Consider the following 16,832-nt stretch of genomic DNA (forward strand, 5'->3'; position numbering starts at 1 on the left):
GCCTCCTGATCAGGCCCGTGCGATCATCGCGTCAGAGCCATGGGGGTATGGTATCGCGGTTTATGATTTCGTCAAAGCTTGGGCGTTCACGAATAACCGCAAATTGATCCCCATGCACCAGAACCTCGGGGATCAGGGGACGGGTATTGTATTCGCTGGCCATCACCGCACCATAGGCCCCGGCGCTGCGGAACGCGACCAGATCACCGGCGTTCAGCGGCGGCATATCGCGCTGCTTGGCAAAGGTATCACCGGTTTCGCAGACCGGGCCCACGATGTCATAGGGTTGCTGTTCGACCCCGGGCATGGGTTCGTGAACGGTGACAATGTCATGATACGCCTCGTACATTGCGGGGCGGATCAAGTCGTTCATGGCGCCGTCAAGGATCAGGAAATCGCGACCCTCGCCGGATTTCACATAGATCACCTTGCTGACCATCAGCCCGGCATTTCCGGCAATCAATCGGCCCGGCTCGATCTCGATCTCGCAACCCAGATGGCCCAGCGTTTTCTTGATCAGTGCACCGTATTCCACTGGCAGTGGTGGTGCGTCATTCGAGCGGGTGTACGGAATACCGAGGCCACCGCCCAGATCGAGGCGACGAATATCGTGCCCTTCAGACCGCAGCTTTTCTGTCAGCTCCGCCACCTTGGTATATGCCAGCTCGAACGGCTCAAGCTCAGTCAGTTGCGAGCCGATATGAACGTCGATGCCGATCACCTCCAGCCCGGGTAGACTGGCAGCATGGGCGTAGACTTCGGAAGCGCGCGCAATCGGGATGCCGAACTTGTTCTCGGACTTGCCGGTCGCGATCTTGGCGTGGGTCTTGGCGTCTACGTCGGGGTTCACCCGCACTGTGATCGGCGCCACAACGTCCAGCTCCTGCGCGACGGCATTGATCACCTCCATCTCGGGCTCGGATTCCACGTTGAACTGGCGGATGCCACCGGTCAGTGCGGTGCGAATTTCATCCGCCGTCTTGCCAACGCCCGAAAACACGATCCTGTCGCCCGGCACACCGGCTGCCTTGGCGCGCATGTATTCCCCGCCCGAGACCACGTCCATTCCCGCACCGGCTTGCGCCAGCGTTTTCAGAATCGCCTGATTGCTGGCCGCCTTCATCGCGTAGCAGACAAGGTGATCGGTGCCCTCAAGCGCGTCATCGAACAACTGAAAGTGCCGCAGCAATGTCGCGGTGGAATAGACGTAGAACGGCGTTCCGACCGCGGCTGCAATCTCGGAAATAGGGACATCCTCGGCGTAGAGCGCGCCGTCGCGGTAGAGAAAGTGATCCATGACTGCGCGCTTAGACCAAAAAGGGCATTCGGAGCAAATGATTCCGGCGGAACCCTTATTTTGTCGTCGAAATTCCCACGCGGCCATACCCCGAGATGGAAATGCCCGAACCTCTGGGTTCCGACGCCGGTTCAGAGCGCGGTTTGTAGTTTGGGTCGCAAGCTGCAAGGGCGGCCAGCGAAAGGATCAGAAGAAAGGTTTTCATCAAGAGTTTTTCGTTCTTTCGTTCGGCCGGTCAGACACCAAAGAACACACCGACGGGTCCGCGCCAGAATCCGACGCCTGCGCCGACGTGAACGCCATTTGATCCGACACCGACACTGGCGCTCATGGTTGGGGTGGTCGGCTCGCCGTCCGCGCCGCACCCGGCCAGAGCAACTCCGACCGCGATCAGCATGAGGATGCGCATGACTTGTTTCACACCAGTCCCTTCCATCGCTCGGCCTGGGCGCGGACCTGATCCGGTGCCGTGCCGCCATAGGACTGACGTGAGTTTACCGAATTTTCGACGGTTAGGACAGAATAGACATCATTCGTGATATCGGCATGGACAGACTGCATATCCTCAAGGGTCAGATCGGGCAGGTCGCAGGCCTTGGCTTCGGCCATGGCCACCAGCGCGCCGGTGACGTGGTGGGCGTCGCGGAACGGCAGGCCCAGAACGCGCACCAGCCAGTCAGCCAGGTCGGTAGCGGTCGAAAAACCTGATCCGGCGGCGGCGGCAAGGCTGTCGCGGTTGGCGGTCATGTCTTTGACCATGCCTTCCATCGCCGCCAGCGCCAGCATCCAGTTGTCGGCGGCGTCAAAGACCTGTTCCTTGTCTTCCTGCATGTCCTTGGAATAGGCCAGCGGCAGGCCCTTCATCACCATCATCAGCGCGGTATTGGCGCCATAGATGCGCCCCACCTTGGCGCGGATCAGTTCCGCCGCATCCGGGTTCTTCTTTTGCGGCATGATCGACGATCCGGTCGAGAACCGGTCGGACAGCGTCACAAACCGGAACTGGGCCGAGGACCAGATCACCAGTTCCTCGGCGAAGCGCGACAGATGCACGGCACAGATCGAGGCGGTCGAAAGGAATTCCAGCGCGAAGTCGCGGTCGCTGACCGCATCCAGCGAGTTCGCCGCGGGGCGGTCAAAACCGAGCGCCTCGGCCGTCATGTGCCGGTCGATCGGGAAAGAAGTGCCCGCAAGCGCGGCGGCACCCAGCGGCGATTCGTTCATCCGGGCGCGGGCGTCGCGCACGCGGGACAGATCACGGCCAAACATCTCGACATAGGCCATCATGTGGTGACCCCACGTCACTGGCTGCGCGGTTTGCAGATGGGTAAAGCCCGGCATGACCCAGTCCGCCCCGGCCTCGGCCTGCGCCAAAAGCGCGCGGATCAGGGCCAGCAACCCGGTTTCCGCCGCGTCCAGCTGATCGCGGACCCAGAGTTTGAAATCGGTTGCCACCTGATCGTTACGGCTGCGGCCCGTGTGCAAACGGCCTGCGGGCTCTCCGATTACTTCCTTCAGGCGCGCTTCAACATTCATGTGGATGTCTTCCAGCGCGGTCGAGAACTGAAATTCTCCGTTCTGGATTTCTGACAAAACGGTGAGCAGCCCTTCCCGAATGGCCTGCGCGTCACTATCAGTTATAACGCCCGTGGCAGCCAGCATGGCGGCATGGGCGCGCGAGCCTGCGATGTCCTGGGCTGCCATCCGCTGATCGAACCCGATCGAGGCGTTGATCGCCTCCATGATCGCGTCTGGTCCGGCGGCAAAGCGGCCGCCCCACATCTGGTTCGAGGATTGATCGGTCATGTTGGAAAACCCGGAGTTGATATGCGCCTGTTACGTCTGATCCCCCTTTATATGGCCCTTGCGCTGGGTGCAAATGCGGCTTTGGCTAGTGATGCCGAAACTCTGGCGCCGCTGCGTGACGGCAGCCTGAAACGGCTGATCCTGCATAAAGAACCCAAACCGGCCAAGACCATCGAGTTCCAGTTGGAAGACGACGGCGGGGTCGGCACACTTGAAGATTACGCCGGCAAATATGTGCTGGTGAATTTCTGGGCCACCTGGTGTGCGCCCTGTCGCAAGGAAATGCCCCAGATTGCAGAGTTGCAGGAAGAATTCGGCGGCGACAAATTTCAGGTTCTCACCCTGGCCACCGGTCGAAACACCCCGGCTGGGATCAAGAAGTTCTTCGACGAGAACGGAATCGTCAACCTTCCGCGCCATCAGGACCCCAGCCAGGCCGCCGCGCGTGAATTCGGCGTCATCGCTTTGCCAATCACCGTCATCCTGAACCCCGAGGGGCAGGAAATCGCGCGTCTGATCGGGGATGCGGAATGGAATTCGGACAGCGCCAAGGCGATCATCGCGGCGCTGGTCGGCACAGAGGGTGAAAGCTGAAAAAGACCATCGGTACAATCCGGTAATGTAGGCCCGTCCATTTCAATCTCGTGATATACTGTCCCCGCCCCTCCTGTTGGGCGGGGCAGTTTGCGTTTTGGGAATGGAGGTGACGATGAGACCTGTGGTTTTGCTGATTGGACGCTTGCCGAATGTGATCGGGGATGTCGCGCAGCAACTGGATCACCTGCCGATTCAATGGCTGGGTGCACATGATCCTGATGAGGTGCGGCGGCAACTGGACGCCGAACCCCGGATCGCATGCGCCATCATGGGTGCGGGGCTGGATGACAAGGTACGGGGTGAAATGGTGGGCATTATCGCCTCCCGCCGTCCGGATATCTGCATTCACCTGAAAGACCGCACGTCTGGTCCCGAAGGTCTAGTTCCGTTCGTCCGGCGCGTGGTGCAGCATGAAATCCTGGAAAGTCTGGAAAAAGGCTGACGCGACGCCACCTTTGACAGTCCGTTATCCGCCTTGCAACTTGTCGGCGGGAGGACGGAATGCCGCTTGAAATCCTGCTGGTTCTGGTGGTCGGCGGTATCGCCGGAATTACCCTGTTGCTGCATGCGACGGGCAAGTCCCGTTTGCGCCTTCTGACACCGGACACGGCGCGGTCGGAATGGCTGCGACATGCCCCGGAGGACTACATCATTGATGTCATGATTGCCCATGACGGCCATGCGGCGCTGATCCGCACGGACGCTGGCAAGGGGCTGTTGTGGTCGTTCGGTGCGGATACCGTGGCGCGGCATTTGCTTGATTTCGACTGGATGGACCATCCCAAAGGCATCGAGGTTCAGTTTCATGATTTCAGCACCCCACGCGTAATCCTCAGCCTTGATGGCAGCGAACGCCAGCACTGGCGTCTGATGATGGACCCTTCATGACCGACCAAGTGAGCTTTCCCGACGCCGTGCAATGGGCCGTCCCGTTCTTCATCGCCGCCATTCTGGCCGAGTTTCTGTGGATCGCCATCAGGGGCCGCGGTGGGCGGTATGAGACGCGCGACGCAGTAACCTCGCTGGTCATGGGCGCGGGCAACATCGCCTCGGGCTTTATGCTGGGCTTCATCGCATACGCCTTTTTCATGTGGCTGTGGCGGATCACGCCGCTGGACCTTGGCACCTCGATCCCGGTGATAATCCTGTGCTTCTTGCTGGATGACCTGCGCTATTACTGGGTGCACCGGTTCGGCCACCGCATCCGCTGGGTCTGGGCCAGCCATGTGAACCATCACAGTTCGCAGCATTACAACCTGACCACGGCGCTGCGGCAGACCTGGACCTATACATTCACCTTCATGATGGTGGTGCGCGCGCCGCTGATCCTGCTGGGGTTTCACCCCGCGATGGTGCTTTTCGTCGGCGGGCTGAATCTTATCTATCAGTTCTGGATTCACACCGAAGCCATCAGCAAAATGCCGCGTTGGTTCGAGGCAGTGATGAACACGCCCAGCCATCACCGCGCGCATCATGGCCGCAATGCGCGTTACCTGGATTGCAACTATGCTGGTGTGTTCATCATCTGGGACAAGATGTTCGGTACTTTTGTACCGGAACAGGATGATGACCGTGTCGACTATGGGCTGGTGCATAATATCGGCACGTTCAACCCGCTGCGCGTGGCCTTTCACGAATGGGTCGGCATCTGGCGCGACGCGACGCAGCCCGGGCTGACATGGCGGCAGCGCCTGGCCTATTGCTTTGCGCCGCCGGGCTACAGCCATGACGGAAGCCGGAAGAATTCTGAGCAGATCAAGGCCAGCCATCTGGCCCGACATCCCGAAGATCGCGGAACGCCCGGATTTGAACATCTCGAGGAATTTTTGCCCGCAAAACAGGCGGAACAATCCTGAGCGCAACGACTATCTTACGCAGAATACTTGAAATTATTGGCCCCGGCTTCATATTAGAACGATGTTTTGATTTAGCGTGCCCGGAGGCCATTATGTCTCGTACAACGACCCTTTATACTGTTTTTGGCCTGACCGGCCTTGTCCTTGCCATGCTGACAGCCATTGGCGGAGGACCTTCGGTATTCCTGGGTTTGGGCTTTGCAATGATGACGCTGGGCCTTCTTGGGGCCCTGATCGGCGCAGCAACCACATTGCGCCAGACCAGCCGATCGGCCAAATGATCCCCGGCACATAGCAGCTTTTACGCTTCTGTCTCGATTAACGTCAGATTCACTTCTTTGCTCTGATATGGGCGCGGACCCCTATTGATCTTACGCAAGGATTGGGCGTGCCCATGCGGGACAGGAAACTGGCTGATCTGCCGGAAGGCGCGGACAATCCGCTGAACGCGGCGGTGGCTTCGCGCGATTTGTCGACGGTGCAAATGGCGACAGAGGCGGTGAAACACAAGCAATGCAAGCTGGCCTTTCAGCCGGTCATGCAGGCCAATGCCCCCCACCGTGTGGCGTTCTACGAAGGGTTCATCCGGGTGCTGGACGAAACCGGGCGGGTCATTCCCGCGCGCGAGTTCATGCCCGAGGTTGAAAACACGCCAATCGGGCGCGAGCTGGACTGTGTCGCGCTTGAAATGGGTTTGCGCACCCTGACGCGCAATCCGGGGATCCGTCTGTCGGTCAACATGTCGGCCCGCTCGATCGGTTACGCCCGCTGGTCGCGTATTCTTGAGCGGTTCATGAAAAATGACCCCGCTCTGGGTGAACGGCTGATCCTTGAAATCTCGGAAAGTTCGGCGATGCAGGTACCGGAACTGGTGGTCGATTTCATGGATCGTCTGCAGGCCCGCGGCATCGCCTTTGCGCTGGACGATTTTGGCGCCAGCAACTTCAGCTTTCGCCACTTTCGCGAGTTTCTGTTCGACGCGGCCAAGATCGACGGACAATTCGTGCGTGGTGTCAGCACGAACCCCGACAATCAGGCGCTGGTCAGAGCCCTGATCGCGGTTGCCCGCGAATTCGAGATCCTCGTGACTGCCGAATCGGTCGAAACCAAGCAGGATGCCGAGTTTCTGGTGGCCAGCGGTGTCGATTGCCTGCAGGGCTTTCTGTTCGGCGCGCCCTCGGTCAAACCGCCATGGAAAGCGGAAAAGACACAGGAGACAGGGACTTAACACCTGCCGCAACACACTTCAGCCTACGACCTGCCGCCCTGAGACAAGCTGCCCGTTGCTGCGCGTGCAGCATTGCGATATCCAAATGGTGCTGGAGCGGGGATCACGGGGCGCTCTTGATTGCAGGGGGATCCTCTACGATCTGCGCCGTCACATTTCCCACAGGACCATGACGGTAAAGGATTAATCGAATGACCAACGTAGTAATCGCATCCGCCGCACGTACCGGTGTCGGCAGCTTTGGCGGCTCGTTTGCCAACACCCCCGCCCACGATCTTGGGGCCGCTGTGCTTGAGGCCGTTGTCGAACGCGCGGGAATCGACAAAAGCGAGGTTAGCGAAACCATCATGGGCCAGGTTTTGACCGCCGCTCAGGGCCAGAACCCCGCGCGCCAGGCGCACATCAATGCCGGCCTGCCGCAGGAAAGCGCGGCCTGGGGCATCAACCAGGTCTGTGGCTCGGGCCTGCGTGCCGTTGCTCTGGGCGCACAGCACATCCAGCTGGGCGATGCCGAAATCGTCGCCGCCGGCGGCCAGGAAAACATGACCCTATCGCCCCATGCCGCCGCCCTGCGCGCCGGTCACAAGATGGGCGACATGAAATACATCGACACGATGATCCGCGATGGTCTGTGGGATGCCTTCAACGGTTATCACATGGGTCAGACCGCTGAAAACGTCGCCGAGAAGTGGCAGATCAGCCGCGACATGCAGGACGAATTCGCCGTTGCCTCGCAGAACAAGGCCGAAGCCGCGCAGAAGGCCGGCAAGTTCGCCGACGAGATCACGCCGTTCACCATCAAGACCCGCAAGGGCGACATCGTGATGGACAGCGACGAATACATCCGTCACGGCGCGACCATGGAAGCCATGGCCAAGCTGCGCCCTGCCTTCACCAAGGACGGTTCTGTCACCGCGGCAAACGCCTCGGGCCTGAACGACGGCGCGGCCGCAACCCTGCTGATGTCTGCTGAAAACGCCGAAAAGCGCGGGATCGAGCCGCTGGCCCGTATCGCATCCTACGCCACTGCCGGTCTGGACCCGTCGATCATGGGCGTGGGCCCGATCTACGCGTCGCGCAAGGCGCTGGAGAAAGCCGGCTGGTCGGTGGACGATCTGGATCTGGTCGAGGCGAACGAAGCCTTTGCCGCGCAGGCCTGCGCCGTGAACAAGGACATGGGCTGGGACCCGTCGATCGTGAACGTGAACGGCGGCGCGATTGCCATCGGCCACCCGATCGGTGCCTCGGGCTGCCGCGTTCTGAACACGCTGCTGTTCGAAATGAAGCGCCGCGACGCGAAGAAGGGTCTGGCGACCCTGTGCATCGGCGGCGGCATGGGTGTCGCCCTGTGCGTGGAGCGCGACTAAGTGCGTTGAGAACCAAATAGAAAAGGGCGTCCCACGGACGCCCTTTTTTGTTACAATCAAGCCTTACACCGTAGCTGCGACAATTTCGCTGAGCAGAAAAGCAAAGACCTGAACGAAACGATATTGCGCACCAATCTCTCTCAGAGTAACAGAATTACCAAGCCGACTAAATTTGGAGGATTCCTAAATGGCACGTACAGCACTCGTAACCGGCGGCTCCCGCGGCATCGGCGCAGCAATTTCCAAGGCGCTCAAGGCCGAAGGGTACAACGTTGCAGCCACCTATGCGGGGAATGACGAAGCCGCCGCGAAATTCACCGAGGAAACCGGTATCGCCACCTATAAGTGGAACGTCGCCGACTATGACGAGTCCAAGGCGGGTATCGAAAAGGTCGAGGCCGAAGTTGGCCCCATCGACATCGTTGTGGCAAATGCCGGTATCACCAAAGACGCCCCTTTCCACAAGATGACGCCCGAGCAGTGGCATCAGGTGATCGACACCAACCTGACCGGCGTGTTCAACACCGTACACCCGGTCTGGCCCGGCATGCGCGAGCGTAAGTTTGGCCGCGTGATCGTCATCAGCTCGATCAATGGACAGAAGGGCCAGTTCGCGCAGGTGAACTATGCCGCAACCAAAGCGGGCGATCTGGGCATTGTGAAATCGCTGGCGCAGGAAGGTGCACGTGCGGGCATCACCGCAAACGCGATCTGCCCCGGCTATATCGCTACGGAGATGGTCATGGCGGTTCCGGAAAAAGTCCGCGAATCGATCATCGGTCAGATCCCGGCCGGCCGGTTGGGTGAGCCCGAGGAAATCGCGCGCTGCGTGGCGTTCCTGGCATCGGACGATTCCCAGTTCATCAACGGCTCGACCATCTCGGCCAACGGTGCGCAGTTCTTCGTCTGATCAAGAGCGATTGCAATTTTGAACGGGCCGGTCCAAATGGGCCGGCCCTGTCAATTTCAGATTCCCGAAGAGGCTGCCCCATGACCAGAATGCGCGCAACGGCGATTGGTTTTATTGCTGTGCTGCTGTGGTCCCTGCTGGCCCTGTTCACTGTCGGCTCGACACCGACACCACCGTTGCTGCTGAACGCCGTCTGCTTTTCAATCGGCGGCACCCTGGGCCTGATCTGGACCTGGGCCACCGGCGGATTGCAACAACTTGGGCGCGTACCCTGGACAACTTATCTGTTCGGAACGCTGGGTCTGTTCGGCTATCACGCCCTATATTTCTCGGCACTGAGGATGGCCCCCGCGGCCGAGGCGGGTCTGATCGCCTATCTCTGGCCTTTGCTGATCGTTCTGCTGTCGGGGCTGTTGCCCGGCGAGCGGTTGCGCATCGGGCATCTGATTGGTGCCTGCTTCGGTTTCGCGGGCGCGGCGCTGATCATTGCCGGTGGCGGCAGCACCGGGTTTCAGGTGCAACACCTGCCCGGATATGCGCTGGCACTGATGTGCGCGTTGACCTGGTCGGGCTATTCCGTTCTGTCCCGGCGTCTGGGCGATACCCCCACCAGTTCGGTTGCCGTTTTCTGCATCGCCGCGGCAACTGCCTCGGGCGCGCTGCATCTTGCGGTGGAAGAAACGGTCTGGCCCTCGACCGCATTCGGCTGGGCATCGATCCTTGCCCTGGGTCTGGGACCGGTCGGGCTGGCGTTTTATGTTTGGGATATCGGGGTCAAGCGGGGCGACATTCAGATACTGGGCACCGCGTCCTATGCGGCACCGTTGCTGTCTACGCTTGCGCTGGTTCTGGCCGGGATCGCCGCCCCGTCCTGGGGTCTGGCGGTCGCGGCGCTGTTGATCACCGGCGGGGCCACAATTGCGGCGCGGGCCAGTCTGAAGTCCTAGTTCGCCCTGCCCTGAACTTGCATCGCCAATAACCTTTCGCGCCTTTGGTGCTTTCGGGACATTGGCGATACAGAGTGATTCAGGTCAGGTGCTGGACGCTTTAATTGGACAGGCGTTCGATCTCTTCTTTCAGCTTGAGCTTCTGCTTTTTGAGCTGCGCAATATGGAGATCATCAATTCCTGGCGAGCGTTGGGCTTTTTCCACTTCGAGACCGAGACTTTCGTGTTTTTTCTTCAGTTCCGTCAGATGTGCGCTCACGCTCATGGCGATCCTCCTTAGTTGGATGTCTGAGTATTACATGGGAAGTTGACCACATCGTTTCCAGCCTGTCACGCCGCAGACGCACAGAATCTGTCACAAATCCGACAAATTCGGCCGGTCACCGCCTATCAATCCGAAAATCCGGGCAGCGCGGCCCCGTTCCGCAGCACCGAAGTGACCTCGGGCGTGTAGCTCTCACCGTCCCTCTCGTGCCGTGCGCCTGCGTGCAGGATCAGCGGGGAATGGAGCTGGAAGGCGGCGCGCCCCTCTTTCCTTGCGCGCAGAATGACCAGTTCAGCGTTTCGGGTCGCGCGCGGCGTCAGCGGCAGGACTTCGACTGAACCCAGTCTGCCGGCACAGGCCGACAACATGTCCGGCAGGCGTTCGGCCTTTTGGATCATGTGCAGATAGCCGCGCGGGGCCAGTCGCCTGGCGGCCACGCCGATCCAGTCCGACAGCGGTGTCTGCTCGCCCAGCGCCACCTGCCGCCCTGAATCCTGCGCCGGGCTGTGTGCGCCGGGGCGGTAATAGGGCGGGTTGGCGATAATGTGATCGAACTGTCTTTGCCTCAGATCATTGGGCAGATCGGTCAGGTTTGCCTGTATCACTTCCAGCGGCACATCGTCCTCTGCGGCGTTGCGCCGCGCCAGATCGGCATATGCAGGTTGCAGCTCAACACCTGTCAGATGCAGGCCCGGCACGCGGGCGGCAAGGCACAAGATGGCGGCGCCTGCCCCGCAGCCAAGCTCCAGCACGGTTTGGCCTGCCGTGGCCGGAACCGAGGCCGCCAGCAGAACCGGGTCAACACCTGCGCGATAGCCGGACAAAGGCTGCCACAGCCGCACGCGTCCGCCGAGGAACTCGTTGCAGATCAGCTCGCTGTCGGAGAACCCGCTCATCGGCCCAAGGGGATGTCGTTGTCACGCATTACCCGTTCGGCGCGGATCAGGTCGTCGGCGCGCACCATCAGGCGGCGGGGGAAAATTCCTATGCCGCCTTCGAGGATGCTCATATTTACGTCCATCTGAAAGCAGTCTATATCCTCGCCTTCAAGGAGAGCGGATGCAAAGGCCAGGATTGTCGGATCGGTGCTGCGCAATAGTTCTTCCATGGGGATGGATGTAAGGGCAAGGAGCGGCGGAAGTCGAGCCTTGTATCAGGAGTGTGATGAACGTCAGCACAATCTCGAAACCACATGAACGGCTGGCCGACATTCTGGCCGGTGAAATGGATGCGGTAAACCATCTGATCCGCACGCGCATGGCGTCGGAACACGCCCCTCGTATCCCCGAAGTGACCGCTCATCTGGTTGAGGCGGGCGGCAAGCGTCTGCGCCCCATGCTGACTCTGGCCGCAGCCCGTCTGTTTGGCTATTCAGGCGACCACCATGTGCGTCTGGCCGCGACGGTCGAATTCATTCATACCGCCACGCTTCTGCATGACGACGTTGTGGACGAAAGCGCCCAGCGGCGCGGGCGGCCCACGGCAAACCTGCTGTGGGACAACAAATCCAGTGTTCTGGTTGGCGATTACCTGTTTTCCCGCAGTTTCCAGCTGATGGTGGAAACCGGGTCGTTGCGCGTTCTGGACATTCTGGCCAACGCTTCTGCCACGATTGCCGAGGGTGAAGTGTTGCAGATGACGGCAGCCACCGACCTGGGCACCCACGAGGGCATTTATCTGCAGGTGGTGCGCGGAAAGACGGCCGCGCTGTTTTCGGCTGCAACCGAGGTAGGCGGCGTGATTGCCGGTGCATCGGAAGAGCAGGTGAAAGCGCTGTTCGACTATGGCGACGCGCTTGGCATCGCCTTTCAGATCGCCGATGACCTGCTGGACTATCAGGGCGACAGCAAGGCAACCGGCAAGAATGTCGGCGATGATTTCCGCGAGCGCAAACTGACCCTGCCGGTGATCAAGGCCGTGGCGCAGGCCACGGCAGACGAACACGCCTTCTGGGAACGCACGATTGGCAAGGGCCGCCAGCAGGATGGCGATCTGGATCACGCGCTAAGCCTGATGAACAAATACGGCACGCTGGAGGCCACCCGTTCGGATGCCATCGGCTGGGCCGCCAAGGCCAAAACCGCGCTGGAGGTGCTGCCCGATCACGAGATCCGGTCGCTGCTGCGCGATCTGGCCGACTACGTGGTCGCGCGCCTCAATTAAGCTGCGTTGCGCGGCACCACCAGTCGGAATGGGCCGCGCCGATTTCATAGGCCGCGAAATGCGCGGCCTTCATGGACGGGTAAAGCCCGAAACAGGTCGAGCCCGAGCCGGACATCCGCGACAAAAGAACACCGCGAGAGGCGTCGAGCTCATCCAGAACCCGCCCGATCTGAGGCGCAATGCCCATGGCCGGTGCCTGCAGATCGTTGCGCTGGCCTTTCAGCCACGCGGCGCAGTCTTCCGCCGTTTCAAATTCAGGGATATCCTCGGGCATAGCCGGGTTGTGGCGCGTTTCCATCGCCTTGAAAACGGAACCGGTCGGAACCCCGATGCAAGGGTTGACCAGAACCGCATAAAGCTGTGGCAGGGAAACAGGCTTGATCTGTTCGCCTATGCCCCGCATTCGCGCGGCTTTCGCCATCAAACAGACCGGGATATCAGCACCCAGTGACACCGGGTTCGGCAGCTTTCCGTTGCCCGATCCCGCGAGCACACGCAATGTCGCGGCCGCATCCGAAGACCCGCCGCCGATACCGCCCCCATGGGGCAACGACTTGTTCAGGGTAATTCGGCCTGTCCAGCCAACTGAATCCGCCGCCTGCCAAACCAGATTACGCTGATCGGATGGTACACCCCGGGCATGTTCACCGGTGACGTCCATTGACAGGTCCGGGCCGGGCTCGAACGTCAGGTGATCACCGATATCTGCGAACACGACCAGAGAATCCAGCAGGTGATAGCCATCTTCGCGCTGGCCAGTCACATGCAGGGTCAGGTTGATCTTGGCGGGGGCAAATGCCTCAGCCTTCATTGGCAACTTGAAGCGGCTCTGCACCTTCTTCCGCCAGAACCGCGTCCAGCCCGATCTCGAGTTTTCGCCGGATACGATCGGGATCGGCCTCACCATCGGTGTCGTCGGGGTCGATGAAAGACAGGGCGCGTTTCCACTGGAACTCGGCCTCGCGGTCGCGCCCAACGGCCCAATAGACGTCGCCCAGATGATCATTGACCACCGGGTCGACCGGCATCAGTTCGATGGCGCGTTCCATATGCTCAACGGCTTCTTCATAGCGGCCGAGCCGGAACAGAACCCAGCCGAGGCTGTCCACGATGTAACCGCTGTCCGGGCGCGTGGCGACGGCGCGTTCGATCATTTCAAGCGCCTCGTCCAGCTTTTCGCGACGTTCGACCAACGAGTAGCCGAGGTAATTCAGCACTTGCGGCTGATCCGGGTTCAGTTCAAGCGCGCGGCGAAAATCCGCCTCGGCCTGATCCCAGTTCTTGAGACGCTCATGCGAAATTCCGCGAGCATAATGCAGAAACCAACTGCCGCCCGCCCCGGTTTCGGTCAGCTCAATCGCCCGGTCGTAGGACGGCACGGCGGCGGCATAGTTTTCGTCCCGACGCAACAAATCGGCCAGTGCCACATGAACGGACGGCAGGTTAGGGCGTTGTGCCGCAAGGTTCTGCAAAACTTCCGCTGCAGCGTCTTTCTTGCCTGCACGCCCCAGAACCTCGGCCCGGCCCAGTTCGGCAACGTGAAAATCGGCGCTGTCGGAAGGCACTGTCCGATAGGCCTCCACTGCAAGATCAAACTGTTCCAGATCGTCCAGCAGCTCTGCCCCCAGCAAAATCGCATCGACGTGATCGGGGCGCAGAAAGGTCGCCACACGTGTGTAAAGCAGGACATAGTTCTGTGCCGCTTCGCCATTCAGTGCTGCGCCAACCGAAAAGAAAACCTCGGCCATGCCGTCCCGAGCTGATCCGATATGTGTGAAAGGCAGGGTTTCGCCGTCGGTCAGGCGGGTCTCGTAGCCTTCGATGGTCGGGTCGCTGCCGATGGAAAACACTTCGTCCAGAAATGCCAGCGCGTCGGCATTGCGGTCCAGTTGCGACAGGACCTCGGCCCGGGCAAGTGCAGCGCGGCGGCTGAAGCGGGCAATGGTTCCGTTGTTTTCGGCAAAAATTGCCTCAGCCCCTTCGAAATCGCCCACGGACGCAAGGGCCATTGCCTTGTGATACAGCGAAAACTCCCTCAGACCGTCCTGCGTGGAAACCTTGTCAAACTGCTCCATCGCTTTGGTCATGGCGCCCTGCGCCATGTTGGTCCAGGCAATCATTAGCCCGTCAACCAGCGGCCCGACACCTTGCGTTTCAGGATCAAGGGCCAGAAACGCGTCATATTTTTCGTCTGCCACCAAAGCCGCCGACAGCACCATGCGCGCGGCCTGGCTTGGCAAGTCGTTGTCCACGATTTTCTGCGCGACGGGCAGGGCTCGCTGAATCTCGCCCAGCGCGAGACGGGCCACGACCACGCTTTCCAGCAGGTGCAGGTTTTCCGGATCAAAGCGAAGGGCCTGCGAATAATATTTCTCGGCCGCCGTATAGTCGCTTTCATAGATCGCCTGACGACCCGCAAGATACGCCCCGGCGCCGGTATCGGCCAAGACCGGAACGGCAATAGGGGAAGAAAGCATTGCAGCCAATGCCACGCGTCGAACCAGGGAAATCACCAGAATTCTGCCTCGCTATCGTTATCTGAACGATAAGCTAGGGCTTTGGCCCCTGAGAGGCAATGGCAGAGCCTTCACGACGCCGCCATTGCCCGGGTTTTCGCTTACATGTTTGGATAGTTCGGCCCGTCGCCGCCCTGCGGTGTGGTCCAGGTGATATTTTGGCTGGGATCCTTGATGTCGCAGGTCTTGCAGTGGACGCAGTTCTGGAAGTTGATCACGAATCGCGGACCGTTTTCATCCTCGACCATCTCGTAGACGCCCGCCGGGCAGTAGCGCTGCGCCGGTTCGTCGAACCTGGGCAGGTTGACCTTGACTGGAATCTCGGGGTCGGCCAGGCGCAGGTGGCAGGGCTGGCTTTCCTCGTGATTGGTGGCCGCGAAGGAAACGTTGGTCAAACGATCGAACGACAGCGTTCCGTCAGGTTTGGGATAGTCGATCGGCTTGTGCTTGCTGGCATCTTCGGTCGATTCCGCGTCGTTCTTGCCATGACCCAGAGTACCCAGCAACGAGAAGCCCAGCGTGTTGGTCCACATGTCCATGCCGCCCAGCACCAGCGAAGCAGTCAGGCCGTATTTCGACCACAGCGGCTTGACGTTGCGCACCTTCTTGAGGTCGCTGCCGATTGCGCCTTCGCGCACGTCGGCCTCGTAGGCGGTCAGTTCGTCGCCCGAGCGGTCGGCCTTGATGGCGTCATAAGCAGCCTCGGCTGCGGCCTTGCCCGACAGCATCGCGTTGTGGTTGCCCTTGATGCGCGGCACGTTGACCATGCCCGCAGAACAGCCCAACAGCGCCACGCCGGGTGCGACCAGTTTCGGCATCGACTGAAGGCCGCCTTCGGTGATCGCGCGGGCGCCGTAGGCCACGCGCTTGCCGCCTTTCAGCAGTTCGGCGACCATCGGGTGATGCTTGAAGCGCTGGAATTCCATGTAAGGATACAGGTGCGGGTTCTTGTAGTTCAGGTGCACCACGAAACCGACATAGACCTGATTGTTTTCAAGATGATAGATGAACGACCCGCCGCCCGCATTGCTGCCCAGCGGCCAGCCCATGGTGTGCGTGACCGAGCCTTCCTTGTGCTTGGCCGGGTCGATCTCCCAGATCTCTTTCATGCCGACGCCGTATTTCTGCGGTTCTTTACCGGCCGACAGGTCGTACTTGGCGATGACTTCCTTGGACAGTGAACCGCGGACACCTTCGGACAGGAAGACGTATTTGCCGTGCAGTTCCATGCCGGGTTCCGTGTTCGGACCGTAGGAACCATCCGCTTCCAGACCAAATACACCGGCCACCACGCCTTTGACTTCGCCATTGTCGCCATAAACCAGTTCGGAACAGGCCATGCCCGGGAAGATTTCGACGCCCAGTTCCTCGGCCTGTTCCGCCATCCAGCGACAGACATTGCCCATCGACACGATGTAGTTGCCGTGGTTGTTCATCAGCGGCGGCATCGGGAAGTTCGGGATGCGGATCTTGCCCGCCTCACCCAGCATATAGAAGTTGTCTTCGTGCACAGGCACGTTCAGCGGCGCGCCCTTTTCCTTCCAGTCCGGGATCAGCGCATCCAGACCGCACGGATCCAGTACCGCACCCGACAGGATATGCGCGCCCACTTCCGAGCCCTTTTCCAGAACAACGACGTTCAGGTCGGCATCCAGCTGTTTCAGACGAATGGCCGCCGACAGGCCCGCGGGGCCTGCGCCCACGATCACCACATCGTATTCCATCGCTTCGCGTTCAATCTCGGCCATCGCGGGCTCCTTAGCTAACTTTCCGAATTGGCGCTTTCACTGCGTGGTGTGCGCAATTTTGTTTCACGGCTGATTACCCGGTCGGCAAGACCTTGGTCAATCGAAACACGGCGTAAAACAGCAGCAATACGG

General features: G+C 60.4%; 20 protein-coding genes. 10 read left to right on the top strand and 10 right to left on the bottom strand.

Annotated features, from left to right (window positions below; all coding sequences use genetic code 11):
* Window positions 1–31: 31 nt before the first annotated feature.
* The 4 genes from lysA to argH are packed head-to-tail and all read right to left on the bottom strand — an operon-like array spanning window position 32 to window position 3,103.
* Entirely contained in the window at window positions 32–1,297 is a 1,266-nt protein-coding gene (gene lysA, locus ACR0FE_RS09040) for a diaminopimelate decarboxylase (RefSeq protein ID WP_480912525.1), read from the bottom strand.
* A 55-nt stretch (window positions 1,298–1,352) separates the two neighbouring features.
* Window positions 1,353–1,502, bottom strand: coding sequence for a hypothetical protein (locus ACR0FE_RS09045; RefSeq protein ID WP_321249298.1), 150 nt, complete (start codon window positions 1,500–1,502; stop codon window positions 1,353–1,355).
* Window positions 1,503–1,532: 30 nt separating this feature from the next.
* Window positions 1,533–1,706 (bottom strand): argininosuccinate lyase, encoded by a 174-nt coding sequence (locus ACR0FE_RS09050; RefSeq protein WP_170614388.1) that lies wholly within the window; start codon window positions 1,704–1,706, stop codon window positions 1,533–1,535.
* Window positions 1,707–1,714: 8 nt separating this feature from the next.
* The gene (gene argH, locus ACR0FE_RS09055) at window positions 1,715–3,103 is read right to left on the bottom strand and encodes an argininosuccinate lyase (protein ID WP_480912527.1); all 1,389 of its coding nucleotides are present in this window, start codon (window positions 3,101–3,103) and stop codon (window positions 1,715–1,717) included.
* A 21-nt stretch (window positions 3,104–3,124) separates the two neighbouring features.
* On the opposite strand from argH, the gene ACR0FE_RS09060 reads away from it, so the two are divergent.
* The 9 genes from ACR0FE_RS09060 (at window position 3,125) to yddG (ending at window position 10,008) form a co-directional block, all read left to right on the top strand.
* The gene (locus tag ACR0FE_RS09060; RefSeq protein WP_170614386.1) at window positions 3,125–3,697 is read left to right on the top strand and encodes a TlpA disulfide reductase family protein; all 573 of its coding nucleotides are present in this window, start codon (window positions 3,125–3,127) and stop codon (window positions 3,695–3,697) included.
* 115 nt (window positions 3,698–3,812) lie between these two features.
* Window positions 3,813–4,142 carry a hypothetical protein gene (locus ACR0FE_RS09065; RefSeq protein ID WP_170614385.1) on the top strand — a complete coding sequence of 110 codons (330 nt, stop codon included), beginning with the start codon at window positions 3,813–3,815 and terminating at the stop codon, window positions 4,140–4,142.
* A gap of 59 nt (window positions 4,143–4,201) precedes the next feature.
* Window positions 4,202–4,588 carry a hypothetical protein gene (locus ACR0FE_RS09070; protein WP_480912530.1) on the top strand — a complete coding sequence of 129 codons (387 nt, stop codon included), beginning with the start codon at window positions 4,202–4,204 and terminating at the stop codon, window positions 4,586–4,588.
* Window positions 4,585–5,556: a sterol desaturase family protein gene (locus ACR0FE_RS09075; protein ID WP_480912532.1), complete on the top strand. Its 972-nt coding sequence runs from the start codon at window positions 4,585–4,587 to the stop codon at window positions 5,554–5,556. The genes ACR0FE_RS09070 and ACR0FE_RS09075 overlap by 4 nt, the downstream gene beginning before the upstream one ends.
* 92 nt (window positions 5,557–5,648) lie before the next feature.
* Complete coding sequence (locus tag ACR0FE_RS09080) at window positions 5,649–5,837, top strand: hypothetical protein (RefSeq protein WP_170614382.1); 189 nt, start codon at window positions 5,649–5,651, stop codon at window positions 5,835–5,837.
* Window positions 5,838–5,950: 113 nt separating this feature from the next.
* On the top strand, window positions 5,951–6,784 hold the full coding sequence (locus ACR0FE_RS09085; protein WP_480912534.1) for an EAL domain-containing protein: 834 nt from the start codon (window positions 5,951–5,953) through the stop codon (window positions 6,782–6,784).
* Window positions 6,785–6,975: 191 nt separating this feature from the next.
* The gene (locus tag ACR0FE_RS09090) at window positions 6,976–8,151 is read left to right on the top strand and encodes an acetyl-CoA C-acetyltransferase (protein WP_170614380.1); all 1,176 of its coding nucleotides are present in this window, start codon (window positions 6,976–6,978) and stop codon (window positions 8,149–8,151) included.
* A 187-nt stretch (window positions 8,152–8,338) separates the two neighbouring features.
* Window positions 8,339–9,061, top strand: a complete 723-nt coding sequence (gene phbB / locus ACR0FE_RS09095; protein ID WP_170614379.1) for an acetoacetyl-CoA reductase — start codon at window positions 8,339–8,341, stop codon at window positions 9,059–9,061.
* Window positions 9,062–9,141: 80 nt separating this feature from the next.
* Window positions 9,142–10,008 (top strand): aromatic amino acid exporter YddG, encoded by an 867-nt coding sequence (gene yddG / locus ACR0FE_RS09100; RefSeq protein ID WP_480912535.1) that lies wholly within the window; start codon window positions 9,142–9,144, stop codon window positions 10,006–10,008.
* A 100-nt stretch (window positions 10,009–10,108) separates the two neighbouring features.
* Here the strand turns inward: yddG and ACR0FE_RS09105 are convergent, their stop codons facing one another.
* From ACR0FE_RS09105 to ACR0FE_RS09115, 3 genes are all read right to left on the bottom strand, one after another.
* Window positions 10,109–10,273 (bottom strand): YdcH family protein, encoded by a 165-nt coding sequence (locus ACR0FE_RS09105; RefSeq protein ID WP_170614377.1) that lies wholly within the window; start codon window positions 10,271–10,273, stop codon window positions 10,109–10,111.
* A 125-nt stretch (window positions 10,274–10,398) separates the two neighbouring features.
* Window positions 10,399–11,169 carry a tRNA1(Val) (adenine(37)-N6)-methyltransferase gene (locus ACR0FE_RS09110; RefSeq protein ID WP_480912537.1) on the bottom strand — a complete coding sequence of 257 codons (771 nt, stop codon included), beginning with the start codon at window positions 11,167–11,169 and terminating at the stop codon, window positions 10,399–10,401.
* Window positions 11,166–11,381 carry a putative signal transducing protein gene (locus tag ACR0FE_RS09115; protein WP_170614375.1) on the bottom strand — a complete coding sequence of 72 codons (216 nt, stop codon included), beginning with the start codon at window positions 11,379–11,381 and terminating at the stop codon, window positions 11,166–11,168. The genes ACR0FE_RS09110 and ACR0FE_RS09115 overlap by 4 nt, the downstream gene beginning before the upstream one ends.
* 56 nt (window positions 11,382–11,437) lie before the next feature.
* Between ACR0FE_RS09115 and ACR0FE_RS09120 the strand changes: the two genes are divergently transcribed.
* Complete coding sequence (locus ACR0FE_RS09120; protein WP_480904707.1) at window positions 11,438–12,436, top strand: polyprenyl synthetase family protein; 999 nt, start codon at window positions 11,438–11,440, stop codon at window positions 12,434–12,436.
* Here ACR0FE_RS09120 and ACR0FE_RS09125 read toward each other — a convergent pair.
* The 3 genes from ACR0FE_RS09125 to ACR0FE_RS09135 form a co-directional block, all read right to left on the bottom strand.
* A complete protein-coding gene (locus tag ACR0FE_RS09125; RefSeq protein WP_480912539.1) occupies window positions 12,429–13,247 on the bottom strand; it encodes a 4-(cytidine 5'-diphospho)-2-C-methyl-D-erythritol kinase in 819 nt (272 codons plus the stop codon). The genes ACR0FE_RS09120 and ACR0FE_RS09125 overlap by 8 nt on opposite strands.
* A complete protein-coding gene (locus ACR0FE_RS09130) occupies window positions 13,237–14,913 on the bottom strand; it encodes a tetratricopeptide repeat protein (RefSeq protein WP_480912540.1) in 1,677 nt (558 codons plus the stop codon). The genes ACR0FE_RS09125 and ACR0FE_RS09130 overlap by 11 nt, the downstream gene beginning before the upstream one ends.
* Window positions 14,914–15,053: 140 nt before the next feature.
* Window positions 15,054–16,700: an electron transfer flavoprotein-ubiquinone oxidoreductase gene (locus tag ACR0FE_RS09135; RefSeq protein WP_170614371.1), complete on the bottom strand. Its 1,647-nt coding sequence runs from the start codon at window positions 16,698–16,700 to the stop codon at window positions 15,054–15,056.
* Between the last annotated feature and the right edge of the window lie 132 nt (window positions 16,701–16,832).

It is taken from the genome of Ruegeria sp. K7 (genome assembly GCF_056531785.1).

Coding starts and splice junctions, on each gene's coding strand:
- lysA (WP_480912525.1), bottom strand. CDS start 1,297: ATGGATCACTTTCTCTACCGCGACGGCGCGCTCTACGCCGAGGATGTC.
- ACR0FE_RS09045 (WP_321249298.1), bottom strand. CDS start 1,502: ATGAAAACCTTTCTTCTGATCCTTTCGCTGGCCGCCCTTGCAGCTTGC.
- ACR0FE_RS09050 (WP_170614388.1), bottom strand. CDS start 1,706: ATGCGCATCCTCATGCTGATCGCGGTCGGAGTTGCTCTGGCCGGGTGC.
- argH (WP_480912527.1), bottom strand. CDS start 3,103: ATGACCGATCAATCCTCGAACCAGATGTGGGGCGGCCGCTTTGCCGCC.
- ACR0FE_RS09060 (WP_170614386.1), top strand. CDS start 3,125: ATGCGCCTGTTACGTCTGATCCCCCTTTATATGGCCCTTGCGCTGGGT.
- ACR0FE_RS09065 (WP_170614385.1), top strand. CDS start 3,813: ATGAGACCTGTGGTTTTGCTGATTGGACGCTTGCCGAATGTGATCGGG.
- ACR0FE_RS09070 (WP_480912530.1), top strand. CDS start 4,202: ATGCCGCTTGAAATCCTGCTGGTTCTGGTGGTCGGCGGTATCGCCGGA.
- ACR0FE_RS09075 (WP_480912532.1), top strand. CDS start 4,585: ATGACCGACCAAGTGAGCTTTCCCGACGCCGTGCAATGGGCCGTCCCG.
- ACR0FE_RS09080 (WP_170614382.1), top strand. CDS start 5,649: ATGTCTCGTACAACGACCCTTTATACTGTTTTTGGCCTGACCGGCCTT.
- ACR0FE_RS09085 (WP_480912534.1), top strand. CDS start 5,951: ATGCGGGACAGGAAACTGGCTGATCTGCCGGAAGGCGCGGACAATCCG.
- ACR0FE_RS09090 (WP_170614380.1), top strand. CDS start 6,976: ATGACCAACGTAGTAATCGCATCCGCCGCACGTACCGGTGTCGGCAGC.
- phbB (WP_170614379.1), top strand. CDS start 8,339: ATGGCACGTACAGCACTCGTAACCGGCGGCTCCCGCGGCATCGGCGCA.
- yddG (WP_480912535.1), top strand. CDS start 9,142: ATGACCAGAATGCGCGCAACGGCGATTGGTTTTATTGCTGTGCTGCTG.
- ACR0FE_RS09105 (WP_170614377.1), bottom strand. CDS start 10,273: ATGAGCGTGAGCGCACATCTGACGGAACTGAAGAAAAAACACGAAAGT.
- ACR0FE_RS09110 (WP_480912537.1), bottom strand. CDS start 11,169: ATGAGCGGGTTCTCCGACAGCGAGCTGATCTGCAACGAGTTCCTCGGC.
- ACR0FE_RS09115 (WP_170614375.1), bottom strand. CDS start 11,381: ATGGAAGAACTATTGCGCAGCACCGATCCGACAATCCTGGCCTTTGCA.
- ACR0FE_RS09120 (WP_480904707.1), top strand. CDS start 11,438: ATGAACGTCAGCACAATCTCGAAACCACATGAACGGCTGGCCGACATT.
- ACR0FE_RS09125 (WP_480912539.1), bottom strand. CDS start 13,247: ATGAAGGCTGAGGCATTTGCCCCCGCCAAGATCAACCTGACCCTGCAT.
- ACR0FE_RS09130 (WP_480912540.1), bottom strand. CDS start 14,913: ATGCTTTCTTCCCCTATTGCCGTTCCGGTCTTGGCCGATACCGGCGCC.
- ACR0FE_RS09135 (WP_170614371.1), bottom strand. CDS start 16,700: ATGGCCGAGATTGAACGCGAAGCGATGGAATACGATGTGGTGATCGTG.